Annotated in this window: 23 protein-coding genes and 1 tRNA gene; 16 read left to right on the forward strand and 8 right to left on the reverse strand. The window is 71.9% G+C overall.

Features of this window, described 5'->3' with window-relative positions:
• Positions 1–39: 39 nt before the first annotated feature.
• Entirely contained in the window at positions 40–786 is a 747-nt protein-coding gene (locus tag ACT2CW_RS18440; protein WP_241788062.1) for a GNAT family N-acetyltransferase, read from the reverse strand.
• A 304-nt stretch (positions 787–1,090) separates the two neighbouring features.
• Between ACT2CW_RS18440 and ACT2CW_RS18445 the strand changes: the two genes are divergently transcribed.
• The 4 genes from ACT2CW_RS18445 to ACT2CW_RS18460 all read left to right on the forward strand — a co-directional run bounded on the left by ACT2CW_RS18445 (position 1,091) and on the right by ACT2CW_RS18460 (position 3,685).
• Positions 1,091–1,165 (forward strand) — tRNA-Trp (locus ACT2CW_RS18445).
• 213 nt (positions 1,166–1,378) lie between these two features.
• Entirely contained in the window at positions 1,379–2,512 is a 1,134-nt protein-coding gene (locus ACT2CW_RS18450) for an FAD-dependent oxidoreductase (protein WP_445517396.1), read from the forward strand.
• A gap of 80 nt (positions 2,513–2,592) precedes the next feature.
• Positions 2,593–3,147, forward strand: coding sequence for an AAA family ATPase (locus tag ACT2CW_RS18455; protein ID WP_445517397.1), 555 nt, complete (start codon positions 2,593–2,595; stop codon positions 3,145–3,147).
• A 208-nt stretch (positions 3,148–3,355) separates the two neighbouring features.
• On the forward strand, positions 3,356–3,685 hold the full coding sequence (locus tag ACT2CW_RS18460; protein ID WP_445517398.1) for a deoxyxylulose-5-phosphate synthase: 330 nt from the start codon (positions 3,356–3,358) through the stop codon (positions 3,683–3,685).
• Between the two features lie 168 nt (positions 3,686–3,853).
• On the opposite strand, the gene ACT2CW_RS18465 is transcribed toward ACT2CW_RS18460, so the two are convergent.
• The 5 genes from ACT2CW_RS18465 to ACT2CW_RS18485 all read right to left on the reverse strand — a co-directional run bounded on the left by ACT2CW_RS18465 (position 3,854) and on the right by ACT2CW_RS18485 (position 7,699).
• Positions 3,854–4,561 carry a response regulator gene (locus tag ACT2CW_RS18465; protein WP_445517399.1) on the reverse strand — a complete coding sequence of 236 codons (708 nt, stop codon included), beginning with the start codon at positions 4,559–4,561 and terminating at the stop codon, positions 3,854–3,856.
• Positions 4,558–5,823: a sensor histidine kinase gene (locus ACT2CW_RS18470; protein WP_445517400.1), complete on the reverse strand. Its 1,266-nt coding sequence runs from the start codon at positions 5,821–5,823 to the stop codon at positions 4,558–4,560. Before ACT2CW_RS18470 ends, ACT2CW_RS18465 begins: the two co-directional genes overlap by 4 nt.
• A gap of 20 nt (positions 5,824–5,843) precedes the next feature.
• Positions 5,844–6,578: a hypothetical protein gene (locus ACT2CW_RS18475; protein WP_445517401.1), complete on the reverse strand. Its 735-nt coding sequence runs from the start codon at positions 6,576–6,578 to the stop codon at positions 5,844–5,846.
• Positions 6,575–6,907 carry an aldehyde dehydrogenase family protein gene (locus ACT2CW_RS18480; RefSeq protein WP_445517402.1) on the reverse strand — a complete coding sequence of 111 codons (333 nt, stop codon included), beginning with the start codon at positions 6,905–6,907 and terminating at the stop codon, positions 6,575–6,577. The genes ACT2CW_RS18475 and ACT2CW_RS18480 overlap by 4 nt, the downstream gene beginning before the upstream one ends.
• Before the next feature lie 126 nt (positions 6,908–7,033).
• A complete protein-coding gene (locus tag ACT2CW_RS18485; protein WP_037965141.1) occupies positions 7,034–7,699 on the reverse strand; it encodes a GntR family transcriptional regulator in 666 nt (221 codons plus the stop codon).
• Positions 7,700–7,795: 96 nt separating this feature from the next.
• Between ACT2CW_RS18485 and glyA the strand changes: the two genes are divergently transcribed.
• The 10 genes from glyA (at position 7,796) to ACT2CW_RS18535 (ending at position 18,864) form a co-directional block, all read left to right on the forward strand.
• On the forward strand, positions 7,796–9,112 hold the full coding sequence (gene glyA / locus ACT2CW_RS18490) for a serine hydroxymethyltransferase (protein ID WP_445517403.1): 1,317 nt from the start codon (positions 7,796–7,798) through the stop codon (positions 9,110–9,112).
• Complete coding sequence (locus ACT2CW_RS18495; protein ID WP_445517404.1) at positions 9,109–10,329, forward strand: sarcosine oxidase subunit beta family protein; 1,221 nt, start codon at positions 9,109–9,111, stop codon at positions 10,327–10,329. The genes glyA and ACT2CW_RS18495 overlap by 4 nt, the downstream gene beginning before the upstream one ends.
• A 79-nt stretch (positions 10,330–10,408) precedes the next feature.
• Positions 10,409–10,705: a sarcosine oxidase subunit delta gene (locus ACT2CW_RS18500; RefSeq protein ID WP_020865506.1), complete on the forward strand. Its 297-nt coding sequence runs from the start codon at positions 10,409–10,411 to the stop codon at positions 10,703–10,705.
• The gene (locus tag ACT2CW_RS18505) at positions 10,702–13,605 is read left to right on the forward strand and encodes a sarcosine oxidase subunit alpha family protein (RefSeq protein WP_445517405.1); all 2,904 of its coding nucleotides are present in this window, start codon (positions 10,702–10,704) and stop codon (positions 13,603–13,605) included. The genes ACT2CW_RS18500 and ACT2CW_RS18505 overlap by 4 nt, the downstream gene beginning before the upstream one ends.
• Positions 13,598–14,212, forward strand: a complete 615-nt coding sequence (locus ACT2CW_RS18510; RefSeq protein ID WP_445517406.1) for a sarcosine oxidase subunit gamma — start codon at positions 13,598–13,600, stop codon at positions 14,210–14,212. The genes ACT2CW_RS18505 and ACT2CW_RS18510 overlap by 8 nt, the downstream gene beginning before the upstream one ends.
• Positions 14,213–14,318: 106 nt before the next feature.
• Positions 14,319–14,447 (forward strand): hypothetical protein, encoded by a 129-nt coding sequence (locus ACT2CW_RS18515; protein WP_267950677.1) that lies wholly within the window; start codon positions 14,319–14,321, stop codon positions 14,445–14,447.
• A 283-nt stretch (positions 14,448–14,730) separates the two neighbouring features.
• Positions 14,731–16,269 carry an asparagine synthase-related protein gene (locus ACT2CW_RS18520; protein WP_445517407.1) on the forward strand — a complete coding sequence of 513 codons (1,539 nt, stop codon included), beginning with the start codon at positions 14,731–14,733 and terminating at the stop codon, positions 16,267–16,269.
• Complete coding sequence (locus ACT2CW_RS18525; protein ID WP_182468216.1) at positions 16,266–16,562, forward strand: PqqD family protein; 297 nt, start codon at positions 16,266–16,268, stop codon at positions 16,560–16,562. Before ACT2CW_RS18520 ends, ACT2CW_RS18525 begins: the two co-directional genes overlap by 4 nt.
• Complete coding sequence (locus ACT2CW_RS18530) at positions 16,559–17,116, forward strand: lasso peptide biosynthesis B2 protein (RefSeq protein ID WP_445517408.1); 558 nt, start codon at positions 16,559–16,561, stop codon at positions 17,114–17,116. The genes ACT2CW_RS18525 and ACT2CW_RS18530 overlap by 4 nt, the downstream gene beginning before the upstream one ends.
• Positions 17,113–18,864 carry an ABC transporter ATP-binding protein gene (locus tag ACT2CW_RS18535; protein WP_445517409.1) on the forward strand — a complete coding sequence of 584 codons (1,752 nt, stop codon included), beginning with the start codon at positions 17,113–17,115 and terminating at the stop codon, positions 18,862–18,864. The genes ACT2CW_RS18530 and ACT2CW_RS18535 overlap by 4 nt, the downstream gene beginning before the upstream one ends.
• A 42-nt stretch (positions 18,865–18,906) precedes the next feature.
• Here the strand turns inward: ACT2CW_RS18535 and ACT2CW_RS18540 are convergent, their stop codons facing one another.
• The gene (locus tag ACT2CW_RS18540; RefSeq protein ID WP_445517410.1) at positions 18,907–22,068 is read right to left on the reverse strand and encodes an AfsR/SARP family transcriptional regulator; all 3,162 of its coding nucleotides are present in this window, start codon (positions 22,066–22,068) and stop codon (positions 18,907–18,909) included.
• 659 nt (positions 22,069–22,727) lie between these two features.
• Here ACT2CW_RS18540 and ACT2CW_RS18545 point away from each other — a divergent pair.
• Positions 22,728–23,363 carry a hypothetical protein gene (locus tag ACT2CW_RS18545; protein ID WP_432047849.1) on the forward strand — a complete coding sequence of 212 codons (636 nt, stop codon included), beginning with the start codon at positions 22,728–22,730 and terminating at the stop codon, positions 23,361–23,363.
• 223 nt (positions 23,364–23,586) lie between these two features.
• Here ACT2CW_RS18545 and ACT2CW_RS18550 read toward each other — a convergent pair whose 3' ends face one another.
• On the reverse strand, positions 23,587–23,760 hold the full coding sequence (locus ACT2CW_RS18550) for a hypothetical protein (RefSeq protein WP_445517411.1): 174 nt from the start codon (positions 23,758–23,760) through the stop codon (positions 23,587–23,589).
• A 317-nt stretch (positions 23,761–24,077) separates the two neighbouring features.
• Here ACT2CW_RS18550 and ACT2CW_RS18555 point away from each other — a divergent pair, with 317 nt between their 5' ends.
• On the forward strand, positions 24,078–25,055 hold the full coding sequence (locus ACT2CW_RS18555; protein ID WP_445517412.1) for a glycoside hydrolase family 16 protein: 978 nt from the start codon (positions 24,078–24,080) through the stop codon (positions 25,053–25,055).
• The last annotated feature ends 85 nt before the right edge of the window (positions 25,056–25,140 follow it).

A 25,140-nucleotide genomic window follows, 5' to 3' on the forward strand; every position in this document is an offset into this window, starting at 1 on the left:
CCGCAGGCCAGGACGGCTGACGGCGGCGTGGCGGTGCCGTCAGGGGGTGCGGAGGCAGGGGGTGCGGAAGCCGCGGAACGTTACCCGCTTCCGGCTCGCGAAGCCGAGCCGTTCGTAGAGCGCGATCGCGCCGGTGTTCGTCTCGGCCACGTGCAGGAAGGGGCGTTCGTTCCGAGCCAGGATGCCTGCGACGAGGGCACTGACCAGGCGGGCGGCGTGGCCTCGCCCGCGTGCCTCGGGGGCCGTGCAGACGGCGCTGATCTCGGTCCATCCCGGGGGCCGGAGCCGTTCGCCCGCCATGGCCACCAGTGCGCCGCCGTCGCGGATGCCGAGGTAGGTGCCGAGTTCGAGGGTGCGCGGCCAGAACGGTCCCGGTTGGGTCTGTGCGACCAGGTCGAGCATCTGAGGCACATCGGCAGCGTCCAGTTCGACCACGTCGGTGCCGTTCGCCGCATGAGGCTGATCGGGGCGGCTGTTGCCGGGCCAGATCATCTGCCGGCCTTCGAGGACGAAAACCTGCTCCCAGTCCGGAGGAGGGGACGCCTGGCAGCTAAACATGTCGGCGAACGCGTCAGGGCCGAGGAGCCGTGCGAGACCGGCCCAGTCCGCCGTGTCCGCGTCGGCGGGTACCGCGGAGAAGGTCGCGACTCCCGGCAGGTAGGTGGCAGCCCGGCCCAGTCGGCGCCCCAGGTCTGCGTGGCGGCCGCGCAGCGACTCGCCCACCGGGTCGTCGAGTGCCGCGGTGTCACCGCCGGCACCGGTGGTACGGCCGTCACCGCTCATCATCGTGATGTGCCTTTCCCACTGTGTGCGGTCGGCCGAGCGACGCGATACCGCAACCGCCCGGGCGCGTTTCCTCATCTGGATTCCTGCCGAGGCGTCCGGTAGTGGCGCCGAGGTGAGGGAACCCCAACCGCCCATGGAACCCTAACCACCCCCGGCCGTCGCTTCGCGAGGGGGTCGGCGCTCTCCCGGCCTCCCTCCGGCCCGGGTCGCGCGGCCATCGAAGGACTGGTCGTCATCCGCCACTCAGCCGCTCAGAAATCCCGTGGCCGGTCACGGCCGGCCGGTGTCAGACTGACCGCGTCAAAGGGGCGTAGCTCAGCCCGGCCAGAGCAGCGGACTCCAAACCCGCGCGCCGCAGGTTCGAATCCTGCCGCCCCTGCCGTGCGATGCGCTGGTGTGCGGGCGAGCCGCCCGCAACCACCACGCCGCTCCCCCGCCCGAACTGGGGGTGATCGGACGGAAAAACCGTGGTGTCGGTCGCACATCGGTGGCTGTCGGTCCGTTGTCGGTGGTCGGTCGGCGGGGCCTGGAACCTTTCGCATGGATCCTGCCGGGCGCCCATCCGGCAGGCGTGCGACAACAAGGAACCATCATGACCACTGACGTCACGATCATCGGCGCCGGACTCGGCGGCCTCACGCTCGCCCGCGTCCTGCACGTCCACGGCATCCCGGCCACCGTCTACGAAGCGGAGGCCTCCGCAACGGCGCGCGCACAGGGCGGCATGCTCGACATCCACGAGGACAGCGGACAGCCGGCTCTCGAGGCGGCCGGCCTGACGGATGAGTTCCGCGGCCTCGTTCTGGAGGGCCGCCAGGCGATACGGGTCCTCGACCGGGAAGGGGCCGTCCTGTTCGACAAGGTCGACGACGGTACGGGTGACAGCCCCGAGGTGTTGCGCGGCGAGCTGCGGCAGATGCTCCTCGACTCGCTCCCGGCCAACACCGTCCGGTGGGGGCACAAGGTCAGCAGGACCCGTGCCCTCGGGGAGGGCCGGCATGAGGTGACCTTCGCCGATGGCACCACCGTCACCACCGGCCTGCTGGTCGGTGCGGACGGCGCGTGGTCCCGGGTCCGGCCACTGCTGTCCGACGCCAGCCCCGAGTACATCGGCATGTCGGCCGTCGAGACCTATCTGTTCGACGCCGACACCCGCCACCCGGCCAGCGCGAAAGCGGTCGGCGGCGGGTCGCTGTTCGCGCTCGCGCCGGGCAAGGGATTCCTGGCTCACCGGGAGAAGGGCGGCATCCTGCACACTTACGTGATGCTGGCCCGGCCGCGCGACTGGTTCGCGAACATCGACTTCACCGATTCCGCCGCGGCCACCGCGCGGATCGCGCGGGAGTTCGCCGACTGGGCCCCGGAGCTCACCGCGCTGATCAGTGACGGCGACACCGCTCCGGTGCCGCGCCCCCTCTTCGCCCTGCCCGTCGAGCACCGCTGGGCACGGGTGCCGGGGGTGACCCTGCTCGGGGACGCCGCCCACCTCTCGCTCCCGAACGGCGAGGGCGCCAACCTGGCCATGTACGACGCCGCCGAACTCGGCAAGGCCCTTGCCGCGCACCCCGGCGAGGTCGAGACCGCGCTCACCGAATACGAGCGGGCCATGTTCCCCCGCAGCGCTGCGGCCGCCACCGAAGGCATCCACGTCCACGAGTTGTTCTACGGAGACGAGGCACCCCACGGCCTGATCAACATGTTCACCGGAGGCGAGCAGACCCCGTGAGCCGCCGACTCCCGCACTGAGACACATGGCCCATCGAAATCGGATCGCCTCAGACGGACGTGTGCTGGCAGGCTGCCCCCATGGATCACGCGGAAGTGCTGCTCATCGGAGGGCGGGCCGGAGTCGGCAAGACGACGGTGGGGTGGGAGGTATCGGCCGTACTGCGGGCCGCGGCCGTCTCGCACACGGTCATCGACGGCGACTTCATGGGACAGGCCCATCCGCCCCCTGAGGGAGATCCTCACTGCTCGGACATCACCGAAAGCAACCTGACGGCCGTGTGGGCGAACTTCGCCCAACGCGGCTACCGCCGGCTGATCTACACCAACACCGTGAGTGTGCTGCCTGAGTCCACGGGAATGTTCCAGCGCGCTATGGGAACGGGGACACGGATCATTCGGGTTCTGCTCACCGCCTCCGACGCCACCGTCCGAGAGCGGCTGGTACGCCGGGAACTCGGCTCCGAGCTCGAGCAGGAACTGGAAAGCAGTGCTCGCAAGGCACGGCTGCTGGACCAGAAAACCACCGCGGAGACCGTACGGGTGATGACGGATGGGCGTGCCGTCGTGGATATCGCGCGCGAGGTGGTAACCGCGACAGGCTGGGCCGAGCAGCACTCCGCCAGCAGCACCTGAACAGATTCTCGCCGCCAGCGGAGGGGAGTCCTGCTCAGCGTCGATGTCCAACGGCGACATGCGGTGCTCTCGACGCGGCAACGGGCCAGGGCCGCGATACAGCATGCGACGTCGAGTCGTACGGTCGATATTCCAGTCGCGACGGCAGCGCGGTCCTGCCTGCGGAAAACCTGTCGCCCGCCGGTATCGAGGCACCTAGCCTGAGTGCATGCCTCCCGCGAAGACCTCGTACGTGTGTCTGCCATGCCGGGCCTCGTACAAGCAGCCCTACCACGGTGACCACGACCGGCCGTGCCCGCGCTGCGCAAAGCCGATGATCCACGTGGGGTCCGCCTTCGCTGCCCCTCCCCGGCGGGACAAGGCAGGGTGGCGGGTACTTTCCGTGCTGCTCCACGCGGGCGTGCGATTCCACAAGAGCTGCTGCGGAGGGCCCGGATACCGCCCACGCACACTCCGCGAGGTACGCGAACGCATGGCATACGCCCAAACCACCGGTGAGCCGTTCAGCCACGCGCTCGTCCGCCGTGAGCTCCCATAGCCACCGCGACGGCCACCTTCCGCCCGAGTGGTGGTGAGCCGTCGGCCATGGATCCCCGCCGGCCGACCCAAGTCGGCCTTTGCTGCTACTTCGTCACCAAAGCCTTCGAGCCGACCCCCCAGACCTGCTCACCGGGAACTCGGATTCGATCACGTGATGACCAGTGCCTCATTCCAGGTCATCGAGTTCACCGGTGGTGAGGGGTGGTTCCTGCGAGCGGACGAGCCCTGACTCGTAGGCGCTGATGACCAGTTGCGCACGGTCGCGCGCTGCCAGCTTGCTCAGCAGCCGCCCGATGTGCGTCTTGACGGTGCCGTGGCTGAGGTGGAGGTACTCGGCGATGTCGGTGTTGGAGAAGCCGCGGGCCACCAGGAGCAGTACCTCTCGCTCGCGGTCCGTGAGGTGCTCCAGCGAGGAGCCGGGCGCCGGACAGGCGTGGGGAAGACGGGCGAACGCGGCGATCAGGCGCCGGGTCACCGAGGGTGCCAGGAGGGACTCTCCGGCGGCGACGGTGCGGATACCGGCCAGCAGGACCTCGGGCGAGGTGTCCTTGAGCAAAAACCCCGCTGCCCCGGCCCGCAGCGCGCCGTACACGTACTCGTCGAGGTCGAAGGTGGTCAGGATGAGGATGCGTGTCCGCGCTGTCCCGGGCGACCGGGCTATGTGCCGGGTTGCCTCGATCCCGTCCATGCCGGGCATCCGGATGTCCATGAGCACCACGTCCGGGCGTAGCTGCCGGGTGCTCTCGACGGCTTCGGCGCCGGTGCCGGCCTCGCCCACCGTGGTCAGCCCGGGCGCGGTGTCGATGAGCACCCGGAAGCTGCCACGGAGCAGGGACTGGTCATCGGCGACCAGGACCCGGATCGGTTCGGTCACGCGGTCGGCTCCCTTCGGTCCGGTGCGACGCCGGGCGCGTGTTCGGCCTGGAGGCGGGCCGAGACGGCGAACCCGCCGCCGGGCCGGGGCCCGGCGTCAAGTGTGCCTCCGTACATCATCACCCGTTCCCGCATCCCCACCAGTCCGTGACCGCCCCTGAGGTCCCCTCGACCGGACACGGCCGCCCTCCCCGCTCCGTCGTCCACCACCTGGATATGCACCTGGCCGCGCGAGTCGGCGGTGACGGTGACCTCACAGTGCGTTCCGTCGCCGGCGTGCTTGACGACGTTGGTCAGCGCCTCCTGGACGATGCGGTAGACGGTGAGTGCCATCCCCGCGGGGAGGTCGGCCGCCAGCCGGGTACGCAGCCTGGTGCGGATACCCGCCTGCTCGGCGCGTCGGACCAGGGAGGGCAGGTCGTCCAGTCCGGGCGGAGGTGCCAACTGCGCAGAACCGGCACCTGGTGCGTACGGTACGGCGTCGGCACCTGGCGGGTGTGCTGTGGCGGTGTCGCCGCGCAGTACGCCCAGGGCGCGCCGCATCTCGGTCAGCGCCTCCCGGCCGGTCCGCTCGATCGCGCCGATGGCGTCCTGTGTCTCCTCGGGGCGTTCCTTGGCCACGTGGTTGGCGACGGACGCCTTGACGACGATCACGCTGAGGCTGTGCGAGACGATGTCGTGCAACTCCCGGGCGATGCGCAGGCGTTCCTCGGTCAGCGCTTCCTCGGCCAGGCGCCGCTCGCGCCGCGCCGCCCGGGCCCGCCGCTCACGTACGGCACGGCCCGCGCCCCAGGCGCCACCGGCCACCAGCCACACCAGCGCCGCGGTTCCGGCCGCTTCCGGCCATGGGCCGGATGGGGTCAGCGCCGCCTCCCCGGTGATGACCACGGCCGCCGAGACGGCCAGGGTCAGTGCGAGCGCCGCCACGGCCCGGCGGGGCGGTACCAGGAGCGCCACCGCGTAGAGGGTCAGGGCGGTGGACACGTAGGGGTCGCGGGTGATGTCGAGGAGCGTCGCCGCCGCCGTGGCGCCCAGCGCCACCGCCAGGGCGGGCAGGGGCCACAGGCGCCGAACGGCCAGCGGTGCCCCCACCCCCGCCGCCACCAGCCAGCCCGCCCACGCTGGGCCGGAGAACCGGGGCAGGCCGTCGGACCCGCCCTGCCCGGCCAGTGCCACATACGCGGCCGTCACCACGCCCGCCACACAGGCGTCGACTGCCAGCAGATGCGGCCCGGTCCGCGGGCGCCACCGCACAATGCGCACCGCACGACAATACCGAGCGCTCATCCCGCCTGCCCGAAGCAGAACATCGCGGTGGCCACCGCAGCCACCAGCACAAGCCGCCCGACGACGGTGGCCGCCCGCGGAGTCGGCCCTGCGCGCCACGTGGCCACGCCCAGCGGTACGAGTGCCACGCACAGCCCCGTGGCAGCCGCGACCGACCACGCGGTCGTCCCTTTCAGCACCCCCAGTGGCATCATCGACACCAGGCCAAGGGCCGCCGCACGCAGAGGTCCGAGCACCCGTGCGCGGTGGGCGCCGACGGCCAGCAGGATCCAGCCGCCCATGATGGCCGCGTTCAGCACGCTGAAGACGTGGAAGGCGCCATAGGTCTCGCTCACGGTGCGCGCCGCAGACGCCGCGCCATCGGCGGTCACCAGTTGGAAGTCCGCGTGGTCCACACCCGCGTGAAACGCCCGGGCGAACAGGCCCAGGACCGTGAGAACACCACCCCATACGGCCAGCTCCCGGAAACGTTCACCGATCCGGGCGGCCAGGAGCGCCACTCCCGGCCAGAGCAGCACCCACCCCGCAGCGACAAGGCTGTACGAGGCGGTCATGAGATGCGGGTGCCGCTCGTACGCGCGCAGCTGCGCGGGAAAGAAGAAGTCGAAGCGCATACGGAGCAGCACACCGGTGAGCACCAGCAAGGGCCCGACCACGAGGGATGCGCCACCCACCCAGCGTCCCGGGAAGAGAGCCCGCGGCGCGGCGGTTGACGGAGAAGTGACGGTCATGGGGGCAACGATGTCGCCGGCACGTACGCCACGTCGTCGGAGCACGGACCACACTTCCAGATCGGACCGTGGTCGTACCTCCCCCGCCGCGCCTCGGCCCCTGGTCCGACCTCGCACGTACCCCGTGACCCGGTCGAAGTGCGCCTTCGAGACCATGGGGCCCAGAAACCGGCGACGCGCAGGGTCGACGCGGCGGCCGCGAGATCGGCGTCCGGTAAGATCACCACCGGGGCCTTGCCGCCGAGTTCGAGATGCACCCGCTTGAGGCTGTCGGCCGCTGCCCGGGCCACGGCACGGCCACTGGTGACCGAACCGGTCAGGGCGATCATGTCGACGTCCGGGTGCTCGGCGAGCCGCGCCTGTGGACCACGCCGGCGGGCAGGCCCCGTATGCACCGGGAGGATCCGCGGGGCGCCACACACTGAGGCGGACGCCGCGTACGGCCGGATCCTGCCTCAGATCGCGGCGCGAATGGCCCGTTCGAAGCCCTCGACATGGCTGTGGGCGAGCTGTGCCGCCTTGTCGGCGTCACCGGCGACGACCGCCTCGATCAACGGCCCGTGCTCTCCGACGTGACCGGCCATGTCGGACAGACGGTCGATGAACAGGCACCAGATGCGGGTGGCCAGATTGTCGTGGCGGACGAGCGTGTCCTCCAGGTACGGGTTGTGCGTGGCGGCGTAGATCGCGCGGTGGACCTGGAGGTCCAGGCGCATCAGCTCGGCGGCGTCGCGCTGGGGTGAGTCCGCGCCCGCCAGCTCGCGCAGGGCGGCCGTCAGGGTCGCACGGTCCGCGGCCGTGGCGCGCCGCGCGGCCAGGGCGGCGGCCAGGGGCTCCAACTCCTGGCGCACCTCGGAGATATGGGCCAGGTCGGTGATGTTGACATCGGTGGCGAAGGTGCCGCGCCGGGGGTAGGTCGTGATCAGGCGCTCGTATTGGAGCCGCTTGAGCGCCTCGCGCACCGGTGTGCGTCCGACGCCGAGGGACTGCGCCAGCTGGTCCTCGTTGATCGGCGCGCCCGGGCGGATCTCGAGCATGACGAGCCGGTCGCGGATGGCACGATACGCGCGCTCGGCGAGGGAGAGTTCCTCGCCCGCGGGTTCGGTCGCCACCTGCTGCATGAAATGCCCCCTTGACCTGTGTCGCGAGCTCTCATACCTTACCGCAGAGGCTGATATATCAGTTGCCCATTAGTTGGCTCTCAGGATGGTGCACAGATGGCAATCAATCCGTCGACCAGCACATTCGCCTCCCCGCTCACCCTCCCGCTCAGCGAGCTCGACCCCGACATCGCCGCCGCGGTGGCGGCCGAGCTGCACCGCCAGCAGTCCACGCTCGAGATGATCGCCTCGGAGAACTTCGCCCCGTCGGCGGTCATGGAGGCCCAGGGCTCGGTCCTGACCAACAAGTACGCCGAGGGCTACCCCGGCCGCCGCTACTACGGCGGCTGTGAGCACGTCGACGTGGTCGAGCAGATCGCCATCGACCGGGTCAAGGAGCTCTTCGGCGCCGAGGCGGCGAACGTCCAGCCGCACTCGGGCGCCCAGGCCAACGCGGCCGCGATGTTCGCCCTCCTCTCCCCCGGCGACACCATCCTCGGCCTCGACCTCGCGCACGGCGGCCATCTGACCCACGGCATGAAGATCAACTTCTCCGGCAAGCTCTACACCGTCGTGCCGTACCACGTGCGCGAGTCCGATCTGCGCATCGACATGGACGAGGTCGAGCGGCTGGCCAAGGAGCACCGCCCCAAGATGATCGTCGCGGGCTGGTCGGCCTACCCCCGCCGGCTGGACTTCGCCGCCTTCCGCCGGATCGCGGACGAGGTCGGCGCGTATCTGATGGTGGACATGGCGCACTTCGCCGGGCTGGTGGCCGCGGGCCTCCACCCCAACCCGGTGCCGTACGCCGATGTCGTGACGACCACCACGCACAAGACCCTCGGCGGCCCGCGCGGCGGGGTGATCCTCAGCCGTGCCGGCCTGGCCAAGAAGATCAACTCGGCGGTCTTCCCCGGTCAGCAGGGCGGCCCGCTGGAGCATGTCATCGCGGCGAAGGCAGTGGCCTTCAAGGTGGCGGCGGGTGAGGAGTTCAGGGATCGCCAGCGGCGCACCCTGGCCGGAGCCCGCATCCTCGCCGGGCGGCTGCTGGCCGACGATGTGGCCGAGGCCGGGATCACGGTGCTCACCGGCGGCACCGAGGTCCATCTGGTCCTCGTCGACCTGCGCGACTCCGCGCTCGACGGACAGCAGGCCGAGGACCGGCTGCACCGCGTCGGCATCACGGTCAACCGCAATGCGGTGCCGTTCGACCCCCGTCCGCCGATGGTCTCCTCGGGGCTGCGGATCGGCACACCGGCCCTGGCCACCCGCGGCTTCGGCGAGACGGAGTTCCGGGAGGTGGCCGACATCATCGCCCAGGCCCTCAAGGACGAGCGGCTCGACGACGAGCGCGCGGGCCTGCTCCGCGACCGGGTCGAGAAGCTCGCCTCCGCCTTCCCCCTCTACCCCCGCCCGAACGGAGGCGCGGCATGACCGCCCAGCCGCTGCCGGAGCACCCGGACTTCCTCTGGCGCAACCCCGAGCCACGCTCCTCGTACGACGTCGTCATCGTCGGCGCGGGCGGCCACGGCCTGGCCACCGCCTACTACCTGGCCAAGAACCACGGCATCACCAACGTCGCGGTCCTGGAGAAGGGCTGGCTGGCCGGCGGCAACATGGCGCGCAACACCACGATCATCCGCTCCAACTACCTCTGGGACGAGAGCGCGGCGATCTACGAGCACGCGCTCAAGCTGTGGGAGGGGCTGCCGGAGGAGCTGGACTACGACTTCCTGTTCAGCCAGCGCGGCGTGCTCAACCTCGCCCACACCCTTCAGGACGTCCGCGAGGGCGTGCGCCGGGTGGGCGCCAACCGCCTCAACGGCGTGGACGCCCAGTGGCTGACGCCGGACGAGGTCGCTGAGGTCTGCCCCATCCTCAACGTCTCGTCCCGCACCCGGTATCCGGTCCTCGGCGCCACCTTCCAGCCGCGGGCCGGTATCGCCAAGCACGACCATGTCGCGTGGGCGCTGGCGCGCCGGGCCGACGCCATGGGTGTGGACCTGATCCAGGGGTGCGAGGTCACCGGCTTCCTCAAGGACGGCGACCGGGTGGTGGGCGTCGAGACCAGCCGTGGCCGCATCCGCGCGGGCCGGGTCGGCCTCGCGGCCGCCGGGCACAGCAGCGTGCTGGCCGAGCTGGCCGGTTTCCGGCTGCCGGTGCAGTCCCATCCGCTCCAGGCGCTGGTATCCGAGCTGCACGAGCCGGTGCACCCGACCGTGGTCATGTCGAACCATGTGCACGTCTACGTCTCCCAGGCGCACAAGGGCGAGCTGGTGCTGGGCGCGGGCGTCGACTCGTACAACGGCTACGGGCAGCGCGGCTCGTTCCATGTCATCGAGCAGCAGATGGCCGCCGCCGTCGAGCTGTTCCCCGTCTTCGCCCGCGCGCATGTGCTGCGGACCTGGGGCGGCATCGTCGACGTCACCCCGGACGCCTCCCCCGTCATCGGCACCACCCCCGTCGAGAACCTCTACGTCAACTGCGGCTGGGGCACCGGCGGGTTCAAGGCCACCCCGGCCGCCGGCTGGACCTTCGCGCACACCATCGCCAGGGGCGAACCGCATCCGCTGAACGCCCCCTTCGCGCTCGAACGCTTCGCGACGGGCGCGTTGATCGACGAACACGGCGCCGCGGCCGTGGCCCACTGAGAACCCGGCCGAGCGCCCACTGAGCGCTTGCCGAGAGCCCGCCGAGAGCCCGCTGAGAGCCCGCTGAGAGAAGGACACCGTGCTGCTGATCACCTGCCCATGGTGCGGTCCTCGCGACGAGGCCGAGTACCACTACGGGGGACAGGCCCATGTCCCCTACCCCGAGCGCCCCGCCGACCTCGACGACGAGCAGTGGGCCGCCTACGTCTTCTACCGGGACAACCCCAAGGGCCCCTTCGCCGAGCGGTGGACGCACAGCACCGGCTGCCGCCGCTGGTTCAACGTCCTGCGCGACACCGTCAGCTACGAGGTGCTGGCCTCCTACCGGCTCGACGCGCCCCGCCCCGAACTGCCCCAGGCCGGAGGAAATCGATGACCGACCAGCCCCATCAGCGCTGCCGGCTCCGGCAAGGGGGCCGTATCGAGCGTGGCACCGTGCTGCGGTTCACCGTCGACGGGCGGGAGCTGACCGGGCACCCCGGGGACACCGTCGCCTCGGCGATGCTGGCGAACGGGGTCGTCGAGGTCGCCCCGTCGATCTACCGCGGCCGCCCGCGCGGCATCGTCGCCGCGGGCGTCGAGGAGCCCAACGCCCTGGTACAGCTCGGCGGTCCGTGCTCGGAGGGCATGCTTCCGGCGACGACCGTGGAGCTGTACGACGGGCTGTCCGCCACCACGCTGTCCGGGATGGGACGGCTCGACCCGGCCCCCGACCCCGCCGTCTACGACAAGAAGTACATCCACACCGACGTCCTGGTCATCGGCGCCGGACCGGCCGGACTCGCGGCCGCCGCCGCTGCCGCGGGCTCCGGCGCCCGGGTGATCCTCCTCGACGACCAGCCCGAGCCCGGCGGTTCGCTGCTCTCCGGGCGCGCCGAGCGGGTCGGCGCGCAGACCGCCCTCGAGTGGGTCGCCGAGGTCCGCGCCGCGCTCGACGCCGCCCCGGAGGCCGTCGTCCTGCACCGCACCTCGGCGTTCGGCTCCTACGACGACAACTATGTGCTGGCCGTGCAGCGGCGCACCGATCACCTCGGAGCCGAGGCGCCCGACCCCGCCGAGGGCGTCTCGCGCCAGCGGCTGTGGCACATCCGCGCCCGCCAGGTGGTGTTGGCGACCGGCGCCCACGAGCGTCCGCTGGTCTTCGCCGGGAACGACCGGCCCGGGGTGATGCTCGCCGGAGCCGTGCGCTCCTACCTCAACCGGTACGCCGTGGTGCCCGGTTCGCGGGCGGTGGTGAGCACGACCAACGACAGCGCCTATGACACGGTCGCCGATCTCCACGCCGCCGGGATCGACATCGCCGCCGTCGTGGACGCGCGTCCCGAGCTGTCCCGCCGGGCCGCCGAGGTCGCCACGGCGACCGGTGTGCGGGTGCTGACGGGCAGTGCGGTGGTCGGCACCGCGGGCGGCGGCCGGCTCACCGGTGTCACCGTCCAGGCCCTCGGCGAGGAGGGTCGGCTCACCGGCGAGCCGGAGTCGTTCGACTGCGACCTGCTCGCCGTCTCGGGCGGCTGGAGCCCGGTGGTGCACCTGCACAGCCAGCGCCAGGGCAGGCTGCGCTGGGACGAGGACCTGGTCGCGTTCGTACCCGACGGCACCGTACGGGACCAGCGGGTCGTCGGCGCGGCCCGGGGGCGTTACGACCTCGACGGCTGTCTGGCCGAGGGGGCGCGGGCCGGTGCGGGGGCCGCGACGGACGCCGGGTTCCCGGTCCCCCTGCCGTCGCCCGGGGACGCACGGCCCGGAGCCGGCCCGATCCGCGCGCTGTGGCTGGTGCCCGCCCCCGAGGGCGAGCCCGGCGGCTGGGACACCCACTTCGTCGACCTCCAGCGCGATGCCACCGTCGCCGACATCCGGCGGTCCACCGGGACCGGCATGCGCGGTGTCGAGCACGTCAAGCGCTACACCTCGCTCGGCACGGCGAACGACCAGGGCAAGACCTCCGGCGTCAACGCGATCGGTGTCATCGCCGAGCTCCTCGGCGCGGGCGCGTCGCCCGGAGAGATCGGCACAACGGCCTACCGGGCGCCGTACACGCCGGTGGCCTTCGCCGCCCTGGCCGGACGGGAGCGCGGTGAGCTGTTCGACCCGGAACGCATGACCTCCATCCACCACTGGCATGTCGCCCAGGGGGCGGTGTTCGAGGACGTCGGGCAGTGGAAGCGCCCCTGGTACTACCCCCGGCCGGGTGAGGACATGGACGCGGCCGTGGCCCGCGAGTGCTGCGCGGCCCGCGAGGGGGTGGCGTTCATGGACGCCTCCACCCTCGGCAAGATCGAGATCTGGGGCCGGGACGCCGGGGAGTTCCTGGGCCGCGTCTACACCAACGGCTTCAAGAAGCTCAGGCCCGGTATGGCCCGCTACGGCGTGATGTGCAAGCCGGACGGCATGATCTTCGACGACGGCGTCACGCTGCGCCTCGAGGAGAACCGCTACTTCATGACCACCACGACCGGCGGCGCCGCCGGGGTCCTGGACTGGCTGGAGGAGTGGCTCCAGACCGAGTGGCCCGAGCTCGACGTCCACTGCACCTCGGTGACCGAGCAGTGGACGACGATCGCCGTGGTCGGCCCGCAGTCGCGCGAGGTGGTCGCCCATCTCGCCCCCGACGTCGACCTGTCGAACGAGGCGTTTCCCTTCATGGCCCTCCGCGAGACCACCCTGGCCTCCGGTGTCCCGGCCCGCATCTGCCGGATCTCCTTCTCCGGCGAACTGGCCTACGAGATCAACGTCTCGGCGTGGTACGGCCTTGCGGTCTGGGAGGAGGTGTACGCGGTGGGCCGACCGTACGACATCACCCCGTACGGCACCGAGACCATGCACGTCCTGCGGGCCGAGAAGGGCTACATCATCGTCGGCCAGGACACCGACGGCACCGTCACCCCGCAGGATGCCGGGATGTCCTGGGTGGTCTCCAAGCAGAAGGACTTCATCGGCAAGCGCTCGTACTCCCGCCCCGACACCTCCCGCCCCGACCGCAAGCACCTGGTCGGCCTCCTGCCGAGCGATCGCGTCACCCGGCTGCCCGAGGGCACCCAGCTCATCGCGCCGGACGTGCCCGTCACCCCCGAGGCCGGGCCGGTGCCGATGCTCGGCCATGTCACCTCCAGCTACCACAGCCAGGCGCTGGGCCGGCCGTTCGCCCTCGCCCTGGTCAGCGCCGGGCGGGACCGCGTCGGGGACACGCTGCTCGCCCCCGTCGGCGACGACCTCGTATCCGTCCAGGTCACCGAACCCGTGCTCTACGACCCCGAAGGGACCAAGCGAGATGGCTGAGCCGACCGACGCGGGCCCGGTGGGGCTGCGCACCAGCCCCCTGGCACATCTGGCGGACCGGATGCGCGCGGCCGCCGTCACCGGCGCCCGCGGCGTCACCCTGGCCGAGCGGCCGTTCCTCTCCATGGTGAACCTGCGCCTCGACCCCGCTTCGGAGGCGGCCGGCCGCGTGGAGAAGACCCTGGGGGCGCCGCTGCCGCGGGAGTGCGGACACACCGCCGCGTCCGGCCCCCACACGGCCGTCTGGCTCGGCCCCGACGAGTGGCTCGTGCTGTGCGAAGCGCCCATCGACACCGCCGAGTTGCGGCAGGCACTCGCGGGAGACCCGGGCTCGGTCGTGGACGTCTCGGCGAACCGCACCACGCTCGAACTGAGCGGCCCGGCCGCCCGCCAGGTGCTGGAGAAGGGCTGCCGGCTGGACCTGCACCCCCGCGCCTTCGGCCCCGGCCGGGCGGTGTCGACCACGGTGGGCCCCGTCCCGGTGCTGCTCTGGCAGCTCGACGACGCGCCCACGTACCGGCTCCTCCCCCGGTCCTCGTTCGCCGACTATCTGGCGCGCTGGCTCATCGACGCGATGCGCGAGTACCGCGGACCGGAGGTGCCCTGACAGGGACGGCGCGGCCGTGTCCACCGGACGTCCAGTCCTCGTCCAAACGTACGACGCAACCTGAGGAGGAACACACACCGAACCCGGCCAAAGGGGAGGAACTCCGATGAAGATCAAGCTGGCGTATGTGGAGCCCAATGTCACCGTGCTGGGCACGGTCGAGGAACTGACCGGATGGCTCACCATCGGGCAGACCTTCGACAACGTCATCACCACGCACCGGCGCCTCAGCTGACGGCGGCCGATACCACCCGCTCCGCTCCCGCCCCCTTCGGGCGGGAGCGGATGCGCTCGGCCCCGCCTGACCTGGGCGGGGCATCAGGTACCGGCTGGACCATGTGGCGAAAAGGGGTGCTCTGTTGCTGGTCGGGGACTTTCTCGGAATCTCCGGTCGGGTGGACTTCGACGCCGCCGACGCGGAAATCGGGCTCGCCCGCCTGCCGTTCGCAAACCGGGGAACACCGCCGACACCTCACCGGGCGGTGCGGCGACCGGCCCCGGACACTTCCCTCCGGCCGGTGGAGACCGGCCCCGGGGAGCATCTGCTGCTGTCCGGTCCGGTGACCCGTCCGGCGGCGGACGGATGGCAGCGGCGGATCGCAGATCTGGTCCGCGAGGGCCGCCACGCGGAACTCGCGCGGCTGCCCGGTGAGCTGTGCGGGGCCCTGGTGACCCCGCGCAAGGTGACGCTGTTCCGGAACCTCGTCAGCACCGAGGGACTGCTGTACCGCAGGGACGGCCCGGTGGTGAGCTGGTCCACCGACCCGGCCGGCCTGCTCGACCGGGAACGCGAGGAGTTCAGCCGGCAGGCCATCTGGCGGTGCTGTCGCGGCGACGAGGTCTTCATCTACCACGGACTGACCCCCGTGCGCCCCGGCGAGCTCGTCGTCGCCGACCAAAGGACCCTGTCCACCGTCCGGTTCGACGCCCTCGCGCCGCTGGACCTGCCGCGCCGCACGCCCCTGGCCCAGTACGCCGAGCTCGCCTACGAGATGCTGCTGCGGGAGGCCCGGGCGTACGTGGGCGCGGGCCGGGTCGGAGTCATGGTCAGCGGCGGGCTCGACTCGGCGGCCGTGCTGTGCGCCCTGGTCGAGGCCGGGGCCGATGTGGTGGCCTACCACCATGTGGTGGACGACCCGCTGGCCGACGAGTCCGCCTATGCGCGAACGATCTGCGACCACCTGTCCGTTCCGCTGGAGATGGTCAAGGCGGGCTACGACGGCGACTTCCCACCGCGCGGGCGCGCCTTCCCCCACCCCTTCCTGAATGTGGGGTTTCCCTGGCTGGAGCAACTGGCGGAGCGGGTGCACACCGACGGCGTCAGACTGCTGGTGTGGGGCAGGGACGGCGACCTGCGGTTCGGCCCGCTCCGCTACGGGCTGCACGACGCCCTGGCCGGAGACATCCCGTTCCGCGAGAGGGCGGCGCTCTGCGCGGGTCTGATCAGCTCCCGCTGGGAATCCCCGCGGATCGTCCGCACCGCCTCCCGGACCCGCTCGCTGTTCGACGACATCCGGTCCGGCGGCGGCCTCGCCCGGGCCACGGATTTCCTCGAACCCGTGCCCGGCGTCCCGGACGACCCGTTCGCAGACGTACCGGCCGAGGACGACTACTCGGTCAAGGACGCCTGCGCGCAACTGACGTCGTGGCGGCCGCGCGGAATCATGATGTGCAACCCTCTGGGCTCCCGGGACCTGCGCAGGCTGGCCGCGCGGATGCCCGACGCGTACCGGATGATCCCCTACCAGGGGCAGGTGATCACCAAGCCGGTGCTCCGGCTGCTGCTGTCCACCCGGCTGCCCGCGTCCGTATGGCGCCGGTACGGACGCCTGTGGATGTCCTCCGCGCACAAGCACCGCGCCCTGGCGGACACGGACGCCTTCCATGAACTGATGGGCGGGCCCGACTCCCGGCTCGTCCGCATGGGTGTGGTGAACCCGGCACGGCTGACCGAGGTGCTGACCGACCCGCACCGCAGGCGCCGCAACGCCGAGACGCTGGTCCACGCCGCCATGACCGAGATCTTCCTGCGTCACTACGAGGGAAGGACCCCATGACCGTGAACCCCGCTCCCCCTCTGCTGCGCCTGGCCGACCACGCCGTCTTCGATCCGACCGACGAGGCGGGGGTGATCCTCGACACCCGTAAGGACGTCTATCTGGCCCTGAACGCGACCGCGACGCTGATGCTCGGCGCCGCCCTGCGGTTCGGCACGGTCGAGGAGGTGGTCGCCCATCTCGGGGAACTGGTGGAGGCACCCAGCGGCACCCTCGAAGCCGGCGTCACCACCCTCGCGCACCAGCTCGCCCAGCACGGCCTGCTCGCCCCGGCCGAGGAGGGGCGACCGTGAGAGCCCTCACCAAGCCGCTGGCGGACTGGGAGTTCTTCCTGGCGGATCCGGCCCCGGGCGCGGCGCCGCCGCCGGGCGTGCCACCGCTCTTACGGCTGCGCGCGCTCCGGGCCACCGCCGTGGCAGCGTGGACCTACCGCCGTCGCGGCTGGAGCAGGGCCCGCCCGCTCCTCGAAGGAGCCCGGCCGGCCCCGGGCGCCTGGCGTCCGCGCGAACTCCACCCGGATGTGGGCGTCCTCCTGGCCCGGCGACAGGTGTTCTGGTCCCAGTCGGTGCTGCGGGTCCTGCTGCCCCGGGCGGACTGCCTGCCCCGCTCACTGGCCCTGGCCCGCTATCTGGCGGCGCTGGGCCTGCCCGCCGAGGTCTGTGTGGCCAGGGCGCTGACCAGCACGTTCGAGAAGGACACCTTCCATGCCTGGACCGAGGTCCACGGCGTCGTGCTCAACGACAACCAGGACGTCACCGTCGGCTATCGCGTACTCCAGCGCATCGGCTCCGCCCAGCCGGCGGACACTCCGGCGGCGCCGGGACGGCGACGGGGGCTCACCCCGTGAGCGGCGCACCAGGCGCGTCCGGCCGCCGGCCGTCCCGGCTGTGGCCGTACCTCGCCCCGCACCGCGGCGCGCTGCTGGCGGTCATGGGGCTGTCCCTGGTGTCGGCGGCGGCGGCCCTCGCCCAGCCGCTGCTGGTCCAGCGGACGCTGGGGGCGGCGAGCGGGGGCTCCGGTCTCGGCGCCGCCCTCGCCTTCCTGGTCGGTGTGGTGGTGGCGGCCGCGGCCCTGGAGGGAGTCCAGCGCTATCTGCTCCAGCGCACCGCGGAGGGCGTGGTCCTCATGGCCCGCCGCACCCTGGTGGGGACTCTGCTGCGGCTGCCGGTCGGGGAGTTCGACCGGCGGCGCACCGGGGACCTGATCTCCCGGGTGGGCGCCGACACCACTTTGCTGCGGTCCGTGGTGACCGGCGGTCTGGTGGACCTGGGCTCGGGCGTGGTGGTCGCGCTCGGTGCCGTGGTCCTGATGGGGAGCATCGATCCGCCACTGCTGGTGGTGACCCTGCTGTCGGTGGGGGCCGGCGTCGTCGCCGTGGCCACGGTCTCGCGCCGGGTCCGGCACCTGAGCGGCCTGGCGCAGCAGGCCGTGGGCGCCATGACGGCCTCCGTCGAGCGGGCGCTGACCGCGGTGCGCACCATCCGTGCCGCCCGCGCGGAGGAACGTGAGGCCGCGCAGATCGAGCGGAGCGCCGCGGCCGCCTACGAAGCCGGGCTCCGGGTGGCCCGCCTGGAGTCGCTGGCCGTACCCCTGACCAATGTCGCGATGCAGGCGGCCCTGCTGTCCGTGCTGGGCTACGGCAGCACCCGCGTGGCGTCGGGCGCGGTGGACGTGGCGGACCTCGTCGCGTTCGTCCTCTATCTCCTGCTGTTCGTCCAGCCCATGGCCCAGGCGCTCCAGGCGTACACCACCTTCCAGGCCGGGCTCGGGGCGCTCGCCCGGATCGAGGAGGTACGGGCCCTGCCCACCGAACCCCAGGCCGGCGCCGCGGCCGTCCACCGTCCTGTCCCCGTCGGCCCGGCGCACCGGCCGGTCCTCGCCTTCGAGAACGTGGACTTCGACTATCCCGACGGCACACCCGTGCTGCGCGGCGTCAGCCTGGACATCCCGCGGGGCTTCCGGGTCGCGCTGGTCGGGCCGTCCGGCGCGGGCAAGAGCACCCTGCTCGCCCTCGCCGAGCGGTTCTACGAGCCCACCGCGGGCGCCGTCCGCCTCCACGGGGTCGACGCCCGTGAACTGCCGCTCGCCGTCCTGCGCGGCCAGCTCGGCTATGTCGAGCAGGACGCGCCCGCGCTGGCGGGCAGCCTGCGGGACAACCTGCTGCTGGGCGCGCCCGGCGCCGACGACGCCGCCCTGCTGCGCGTACTCGACGCCGTGAACCTGTGCGGTCTCGTCCACCGCACTCCCCAGGGGCTGGACGCCCAGGTCGGGGACGGCGGGGTGCTGCTCTCCGGTGGCGAACGCCAGCGGCTGGCCATCGCCCGCGTGCTGCTGGCGGCGCCACCGCTGCTCCTGCTGGACGAACCCACCGCCAGCCTGGACGCCCGCAACGAGGCCGCTCTGGCCGAGGCGATCGACTCCGTCTCCGTCAACCGCACGGTGCTGGTCGTGGCCCACCGGCTGTCCACGATCGTCCGCTCCGACCTCATCGTCGTACTCGAAGAGGGCCGGGTCGTCGCCCGCGGTACCCATGCCGAACTCCTCGACGCCTCGCCCCTGTACCGGGAACTGGCCGGACGTCAGCTTCTCGTCTGAGCCGAAGGCGCGGCCGGGTGGCGGGAGGGGGCCGGCGTGGGGCTAACGCAAGGTGGGGGACGCGTCGGCGGCGTCGCTGTCGCCACGCGCCAGCGCGGCGCCGAGCCGGGCGCGCGCCTGCTCGTCGCGCTCACCGGTGCTCGCCGCGACCGCCTCGGCCCTGACGTGGTAGACGACGGCCTCGCCGGGGCGCCCGGCCCCGCGCAGCGCCTCGCCCAGGCCGTTGAGCGCGGACGCCTCGCCGTAGCGCTCGCCGTTGGTACGGAACAGGCGCAGGGCCTGGCGGTGGTGGTCGGCGGCCACGAGAGGCAGCCCCTGCCGCAGATACACATCCCCCAGGCCGGTCATCGCGTATCCCTGCCCCCCGTGGTGACCGAACCGGCGGAAGAGCTCGAGGGCCTGACCGTGGTGGTCGGCTGCCGCCTCGTAACGGCCCTGGCGGAGACACACGGTGCCGAGGTTGGTCAGCGTCCGGGCCCGGCCGATCTGGTCGCCCGTCACGCCGTGCAGCTCCAGTGCCCGGCGCTGATAGGCGTCGGCCAGGTCGTACTCCCCCTGCCGCTGGCACACATTGCCGAGGTTGGTCAGGGTGCGGGCCTGGCCGACCCGGTCGGCCAGTTCCTCGTACAGCGACAGGGCCTGCTGGTGGCAGTGCGCGGCGGACGGGTGGTCGCCCGACCGCCAGTGCACATTGCCCAGATTGGACAGCGTACGGGCCTGGCCCGCACGGTCGCCCGAGGCGCGATGGAGGACCAGGGCCTGCCGCAGGTGGACGGCGGCCGATCGGTACGCGCCGAGCCGCCAGTGGACGACGCCGAGGTTGGTCAGTGCGTGGGCCCGGCCGGCGCTGTCCCCGATGTGCTCGGCCGCGCGCAGCGCGTGGGTGTGGAACGACAGCGCCTCCATGTGGTGGCCGCCGTCCAGGTGGCGGAAGAGCACGGCGGCCAGGCGCACGGCGTAGTCGGCCCGGTGTCCGTCCGCGGCCCTGGCGCAGACCGAGCTCATGACGGGGATCTCGGCGGACAGCCAGGCCCGCGCCGCCGCCTGGTCCCGCATGGGCGGGGCCGATGCCGCCGTGGGCGCGGTGCCGGGGCGGTGGTGCCGCTCGGCCGGGTAGAGCGTGTCCATCGCCGCGGTGGCACCGGCCAGATAGTGGTCGAGCAGGCGGATGCCGGCCGCTTGGCGGTCCGCCCGCTCGTCGTACCTGAGCGACAGGCGGTCCGCGTAGGCGCGCAGGAGGTCGTGCATGGCGTACCGCCCGGGCCCGGAGGACCGCACCAGATGGGCCCGGGTCAGCAGGGCGAGCCGGCTGCCGGCCCGGTCCACGTCCTCGCCGGTGAGGGCGGCGGTGGCGTGGACGCCGAAGTCCGGCCCCGGGTGCAGGGCGAGCAGCCGGAACGTCCGGGCGGCCGCGGGAGGCAGATGACGGTACGACCAGAAGAACACCGATCGCACGGTGGCCCGGGAGTCCCCGCCCGCGTCCAGCAGTTCGAGCCGCCGCTGCTGGTCGCTCAGCTCCGCCACCAGCTCGGACAAGGTCACTCCCGGACGGGTGGCAGCCAGTTCGGCCGCCACCCGCAGCGCCAGCGGCAGCCGTGCGCACTGCTCGGCCAGCACGGCGGACGAGGTGTGGTCCGTCCGAGCCCGGTCGCCGATGAGCAGGCGCAGCAGCGCGGTCGCCTCGGCGGGGACCAGCGGGCCGAGCTCGATCCGCTGGGCGCCGTGCAGCGCCACCAGACCGGCCAGGCTGTCCCTGCTGGTGACCAACACCGCGCAGGAGGGTGTGCCCGGCAGCAGCGGGCGCACCTGTTCGACCGAGAGGGCGTTGTCCAGCACGACGAGCATCCGGCGGTCGGCCATCTCGGTGCGGTAGCGGCTCGCCCGCTCGTCCGGGTCGAGGGGGATGTGCCGACCGCTCAGCCCCAGGGCGCGCAGAAAGCGGGTGAGGGCGTCACCGGAGGACAGCGGCCGGTCCGGGTCGTAGCCGCGCAGATTGACGTACAGCTGCCCGTCGGGAAACCGGTCGCGTGCCTGATGCGCCCAGTGGACGGCCAGCGCGGTCTTCCCGACGCCGGCGGTTCCGGAGATCACCGAGATCGTCATGGTGGCGGGTCCGGGCGCGATGGTCGCGGGTCCGGGCGCCCGGAGGCCGGGCCGCTCGTCCCCGGCCCAGGGCCGGTCGAGCGCGGACAGCTCGGCCGATCGGCCGGTGAAGCCGTAGACGTCCGCCGGGAGTTGGGCGGGCGGGGCGGGCCGGTCCGGGCTCGTCGGCTGATCGTCCCCAGGCCGGGGTCGGGGGGCGGATCCCGACGCGGGCTCGGGGACGGATCCCGACGCGGGCCCGGGTTCGTGCCCGGGGACGGGCCGGGCTTCGTGCCCGGGGGCGTCCGGAATGACGTCGGCCCCACGGGAACGGGTTCCCGTGGGGCCTGCCGCACAGGCTCCCGGTCTCCCGGCCGCCTCCCCCAGCAACGCGGCGTAGGCGGCGGTCAATTCGGCGCCGGGCTCCACACCCAGTTCGTCGGCGAGTCTGCGGCGGCTGTCCAGATAGATCGTGAAGGCCGTGTCCCGCTGTCCGACGGCGCCGTGGGCCCGCATCAGACGGGCCTGTGCCCGCTCGTCCAGCGGGTGCGCGGCCGCGGTCTCCGCCAGGATGGGCAGGGCCTCCTCGGCGTCCCCCGCGGCGATCATCGCGTCGCCGTACTTCGCCACCGCGGCCCGCCGCTCCTCGGCCAGCGCGACCACCGCGGGATGGGCGGCCAGGAGGGGCAGATCCGCCATCGGCGGGGACTGCCACAGCCGGAGCGCCTCAGCCAGCAGCGCTGCCGCGCCGCGATCGTCGCCGTCGCGCCGTGCGGCCTCGGCCCGCGTCGCCAGCTGCCGAAAGCGGGACAGGTCGACGTCGTCCTGGGGAACGCGGAGCGCGTAGCCGTCCCCGACCCTGGGCAGCAGCGCGCTGGGGGTCCGGGCCGGACGGGTGGGCTCCAGCAGGCGGCGTAATCGTTTGACGTAGGTCTGGATGAGATTGACGGCGCTGCGCGGTGGCCGGGCCCGCCACAGGGCGTCGGCCAGCTCCGCCCGGGACAGCGACCGTCCCCCTGCCAGGACCAGCAGGCCGAGGAGGGCTCGCTGATGAGGTGTGCCGAGGTCGATTCCGGCCTCGCCGTGCCAGACCCGTAACGGCCCAAGTACCTGAACGCGCATGGTCTCCCCCCGACCCGAGCCCCGCCCCCAGCCCGCCCTCGGACCCGCCTCGGACCCGCCTCGGACGCGAGAGGCCTTCACCTGCGTATGCCAGGTGGTCATGCTTCCCGCAAGCGCCGGTGGTGTCCAGAAATACCTCTCCCTTCCCCGCCATATTCGGCCATGAGCGCTTCCGGTCGGGCAGCGCGCGCCCCACTCGTCAGCCCATGGCCTTGGCCCATATCCCGGGGTCGACCGGCCCCTCCCCAGGACAGAGCCCCATCTGATAGCGCGCGCCCATCGCTCCACCACCAGGAAACCCCATATTCACCTTCGTCCTGAAGGCGCCTCTGATTCGGCCATACCTGGCCGATATCCAGCTTGCCGCTCGTCCCGACGTGGCCTGGATAATTCTGCCGTCGCCGCCGTGACCTGCCAGAGCGGCGCCGCGGTCCGGGGAGGGTCCATTTTCGCCTTCCCGTCTGCTCCATCGGATCCACCTCGGTTTCCCTCTGTTCCTCTCCGCTCCTCCCTGCTCCGCCCTGTTCCAACGCACCTGCCAGGAATTCAGTGATGGTCATGCGCGCTCGTGGAACGGTTCGGCACCTTTTCGGCATCAAGCGAAGACACCCTGGGAGACACACGTGAGAAAGCTGAAGCTGGGCAAAAGATCGACCCGAATGGGATCCGCGCTGGCGGTCGGCTTATTGATGGTGAGCGGCCTGACGGCCACGTCGGCCGGCGCCGCGTCGTCCTCGGCCAACGCCTCGCCCGAGCTGGGCGTTCGTTTCTACCCCGACGGCGACGGCCAGTGCGACGGGCCGACGAATCCGCCGGAGCGGTGGGTCACCGCGCCCGACTGGTCCACCGCCATCCGCCTGGACACCGACAATCGCGCGGGCGGCTGCCAGCTGGCCTTCGGCATCTACGACCCGTCGAACTCCCTCGCGGGCCTGACCGCCACCTACACCTGGGAGCCGGAGCCCGGCAGCGACGACAGCCAGTGCCAGAACGGGGGCACGCACGTGATCCCGATCAAGCCGTTCAAGACCTTCGGCGACAACATCCGGGTGGACACCGATGGCCGAGCGGGCTGGTGCAACCTCACCTTCGCCCTCTCCGGTCGCTCGGACATCGGCCTCGACGTGCAGTTCTACGGAGACGGCGGCGCCGACGCCGGGGGGCAGTGCAAGAACTACCGCCCCAAGGACACCTACGACACGGCCTATGAGGGCCACTCCGTGACCGTGAGCGACGACACCGACGGCCGCGCCGGCGGCTGCTACCTGTCGCTCCGCCTGAACCGCCTGTTCTAGGCTTCCAGGCCGCTGAGTCTGTCGACAATCTCGACCTCTCGACCTCTCGGCTTCTTCGCCTCTCCGAGGCATCACCCCGCCGGTGAAACCGGCCGCCGCCCGCTGGCTCCGCCGTCCATCGACGGGCCAGTGGGCCGCCCGAGAGCGGCCCGTATCAGCGATCCCGGGCCATCCGCCCATCATTCTTCAAGCCCGTTGACGTAACCGGCGAGGAAGGCATGGTTCATGCCGCACACCAAGTCGGGGGCCTTCCCGGTGAGCGGGTGGAACGGCCAGCCATCCGCCGGCCGCGCCGCTCGGCGGCCCGCACCGCCGCCTGCGCGGCGTTTTCGTCGGTCCCCTCGGTGAGGACCGCGTCCAGCAGCAGGTCCGCCAGGACGGCGTGCCGCGTCGTCAAGAGTTGGCGAGCACCAGTACCGGCACCCCGAACATGCCTCCAACTCTGAAGTGGGGCGATCGATACATCCGCCGCGGTGCGGTCAACCGAAACGGCTTTCGTTCAACTAGTGAATTCAGCAAGGCCCTTGACCGACAAGGGCGGGGTCCAAGACAGTCGTTCCGTGTGAGCGCTCTCTCGACCCCATGGGCGCTCGCTCTGCCCACTGTGCCCGAGTTCCCGTAGCCCGATCTCCCATCACCCCCACGCCAGGAGCGGGCCACGGGGGCTCGCACATCCGGGCACCGCTGTTCCTTCGAACGAAAGCAGCCCCCCACATGTTCAGGATCACTTCCTCAGCTACGACGGCGGAGGCCAAACCCCGCCGCCGCCGACGACGCGTTCTGGCCTTCGTGGCCGCCCTGTCGCTTCCGGTGACCGGACTGCTGGCTCTCACGGTGTCCTCCAACACCGCCGCCGCGGGCGAGCCCGCGGCCAAGGCCGAGTGGACCACCGTCTTCCAGGACGACTTCGACGGCGCGGCGGGCACCGGTCTGAACAAGAACGACTGGCTGTACGACATCGGCACCGGCTACCCGGGCGGCGCCGCGAACTGGGGCACCGGCGAGATCGAGTCGGTCACGGACTCCACCGACAACGTCTACCACGACGGTGACGGGCATATGGTGATCAAGCCGATCCGTGACGGTTCCGGCAAGTGGACCTCCGGCCGCGTGGAGACCCAGCGCACCGACTTCGAGGCGCCCGCCGGTGGGCAGTTGGAGATCAGTGCCTCCCTCAAGCAGCCCAACCCGGAGAAGGCCCTCGGAATCTGGCCCGCCTTCTGGGCCATGGGCGCCGACGCGCGCCCGGTCGGGGCCACCAACTGGCCGAGCATCGGTGAGCTGGACATCATGGAGGCCGTCAACGGGCTGAGCAAGCACTCGAGCACCTTCCACTGCGGTGAGTGGGCGGGCGAGTGCCACGACCCGGACGGGATCACCAGCGATCTGCTGCCGTGCGACGGCTGTCAGACCGACTACCACACGTACTCCGTGATCGTGGATCGCACCGACACCTCCGCCGAACAGCTGCGCTTCTACCGCGACGGCAAGGAGACCTTCACGGTGAAGCAGAACCAGGTGTCGGCCGAGACCTGGAAGAAGGCGGTCGACCACGGGTTCTTCGCCATCTTCAACGTCGCGGTCGGCGGCTCTTACCCGAACAAGGTCTGCGGCTGCACCTCACCGGCGGCGGACACCACCTCCGGTGAGGGAATGAGCGTGGACTGGTTCTCCGTCAAGGTGAGCAAGTAGCGCCGCGCACGTTCATCCGCGTAGCGGAGCGCCCGGTCCCACCCGCGCGGTGGGGCCGGGTGCGTCCGGTCCGCCTCACAGGGAT

Source organism: Streptomyces sp. NEAU-174 (genome assembly GCF_052665095.1).

Excerpts from the sequence above, each read along its gene's own strand:
- ACT2CW_RS18440 (WP_241788062.1), bottom strand. The coding sequence starts at position 786 with ATGATGAGCGGTGACGGCCGTACCACCGGTGCCGGCGGTGACACCGCG.
- ACT2CW_RS18450 (WP_445517396.1), top strand. The coding sequence starts at position 1,379 with ATGACCACTGACGTCACGATCATCGGCGCCGGACTCGGCGGCCTCACG.
- ACT2CW_RS18455 (WP_445517397.1), top strand. The coding sequence starts at position 2,593 with ATGGATCACGCGGAAGTGCTGCTCATCGGAGGGCGGGCCGGAGTCGGC.
- ACT2CW_RS18460 (WP_445517398.1), top strand. The coding sequence starts at position 3,356 with ATGCCTCCCGCGAAGACCTCGTACGTGTGTCTGCCATGCCGGGCCTCG.
- ACT2CW_RS18475 (WP_445517401.1), bottom strand. The coding sequence starts at position 6,578 with ATGACCGTCACTTCTCCGTCAACCGCCGCGCCGCGGGCTCTCTTCCCG.
- ACT2CW_RS18480 (WP_445517402.1), bottom strand. The coding sequence starts at position 6,907 with ATGATCGCCCTGACCGGTTCGGTCACCAGTGGCCGTGCCGTGGCCCGG.
- ACT2CW_RS18485 (WP_037965141.1), bottom strand. The coding sequence starts at position 7,699 with ATGCAGCAGGTGGCGACCGAACCCGCGGGCGAGGAACTCTCCCTCGCC.
- glyA (WP_445517403.1), top strand. The coding sequence starts at position 7,796 with ATGGCAATCAATCCGTCGACCAGCACATTCGCCTCCCCGCTCACCCTC.
- ACT2CW_RS18495 (WP_445517404.1), top strand. The coding sequence starts at position 9,109 with ATGACCGCCCAGCCGCTGCCGGAGCACCCGGACTTCCTCTGGCGCAAC.
- ACT2CW_RS18505 (WP_445517405.1), top strand. The coding sequence starts at position 10,702 with ATGACCGACCAGCCCCATCAGCGCTGCCGGCTCCGGCAAGGGGGCCGT.
- ACT2CW_RS18510 (WP_445517406.1), top strand. The coding sequence starts at position 13,598 with ATGGCTGAGCCGACCGACGCGGGCCCGGTGGGGCTGCGCACCAGCCCC.
- ACT2CW_RS18515 (WP_267950677.1), top strand. The coding sequence starts at position 14,319 with ATGAAGATCAAGCTGGCGTATGTGGAGCCCAATGTCACCGTGCTGGGC.
- ACT2CW_RS18525 (WP_182468216.1), top strand. The coding sequence starts at position 16,266 with ATGACCGTGAACCCCGCTCCCCCTCTGCTGCGCCTGGCCGACCACGCC.
- ACT2CW_RS18540 (WP_445517410.1), bottom strand. The coding sequence starts at position 22,068 with ATGCGCGTTCAGGTACTTGGGCCGTTACGGGTCTGGCACGGCGAGGCC.
- ACT2CW_RS18545 (WP_432047849.1), top strand. The coding sequence starts at position 22,728 with ATGGGATCCGCGCTGGCGGTCGGCTTATTGATGGTGAGCGGCCTGACG.
- ACT2CW_RS18555 (WP_445517412.1), top strand. The coding sequence starts at position 24,078 with ATGTTCAGGATCACTTCCTCAGCTACGACGGCGGAGGCCAAACCCCGC.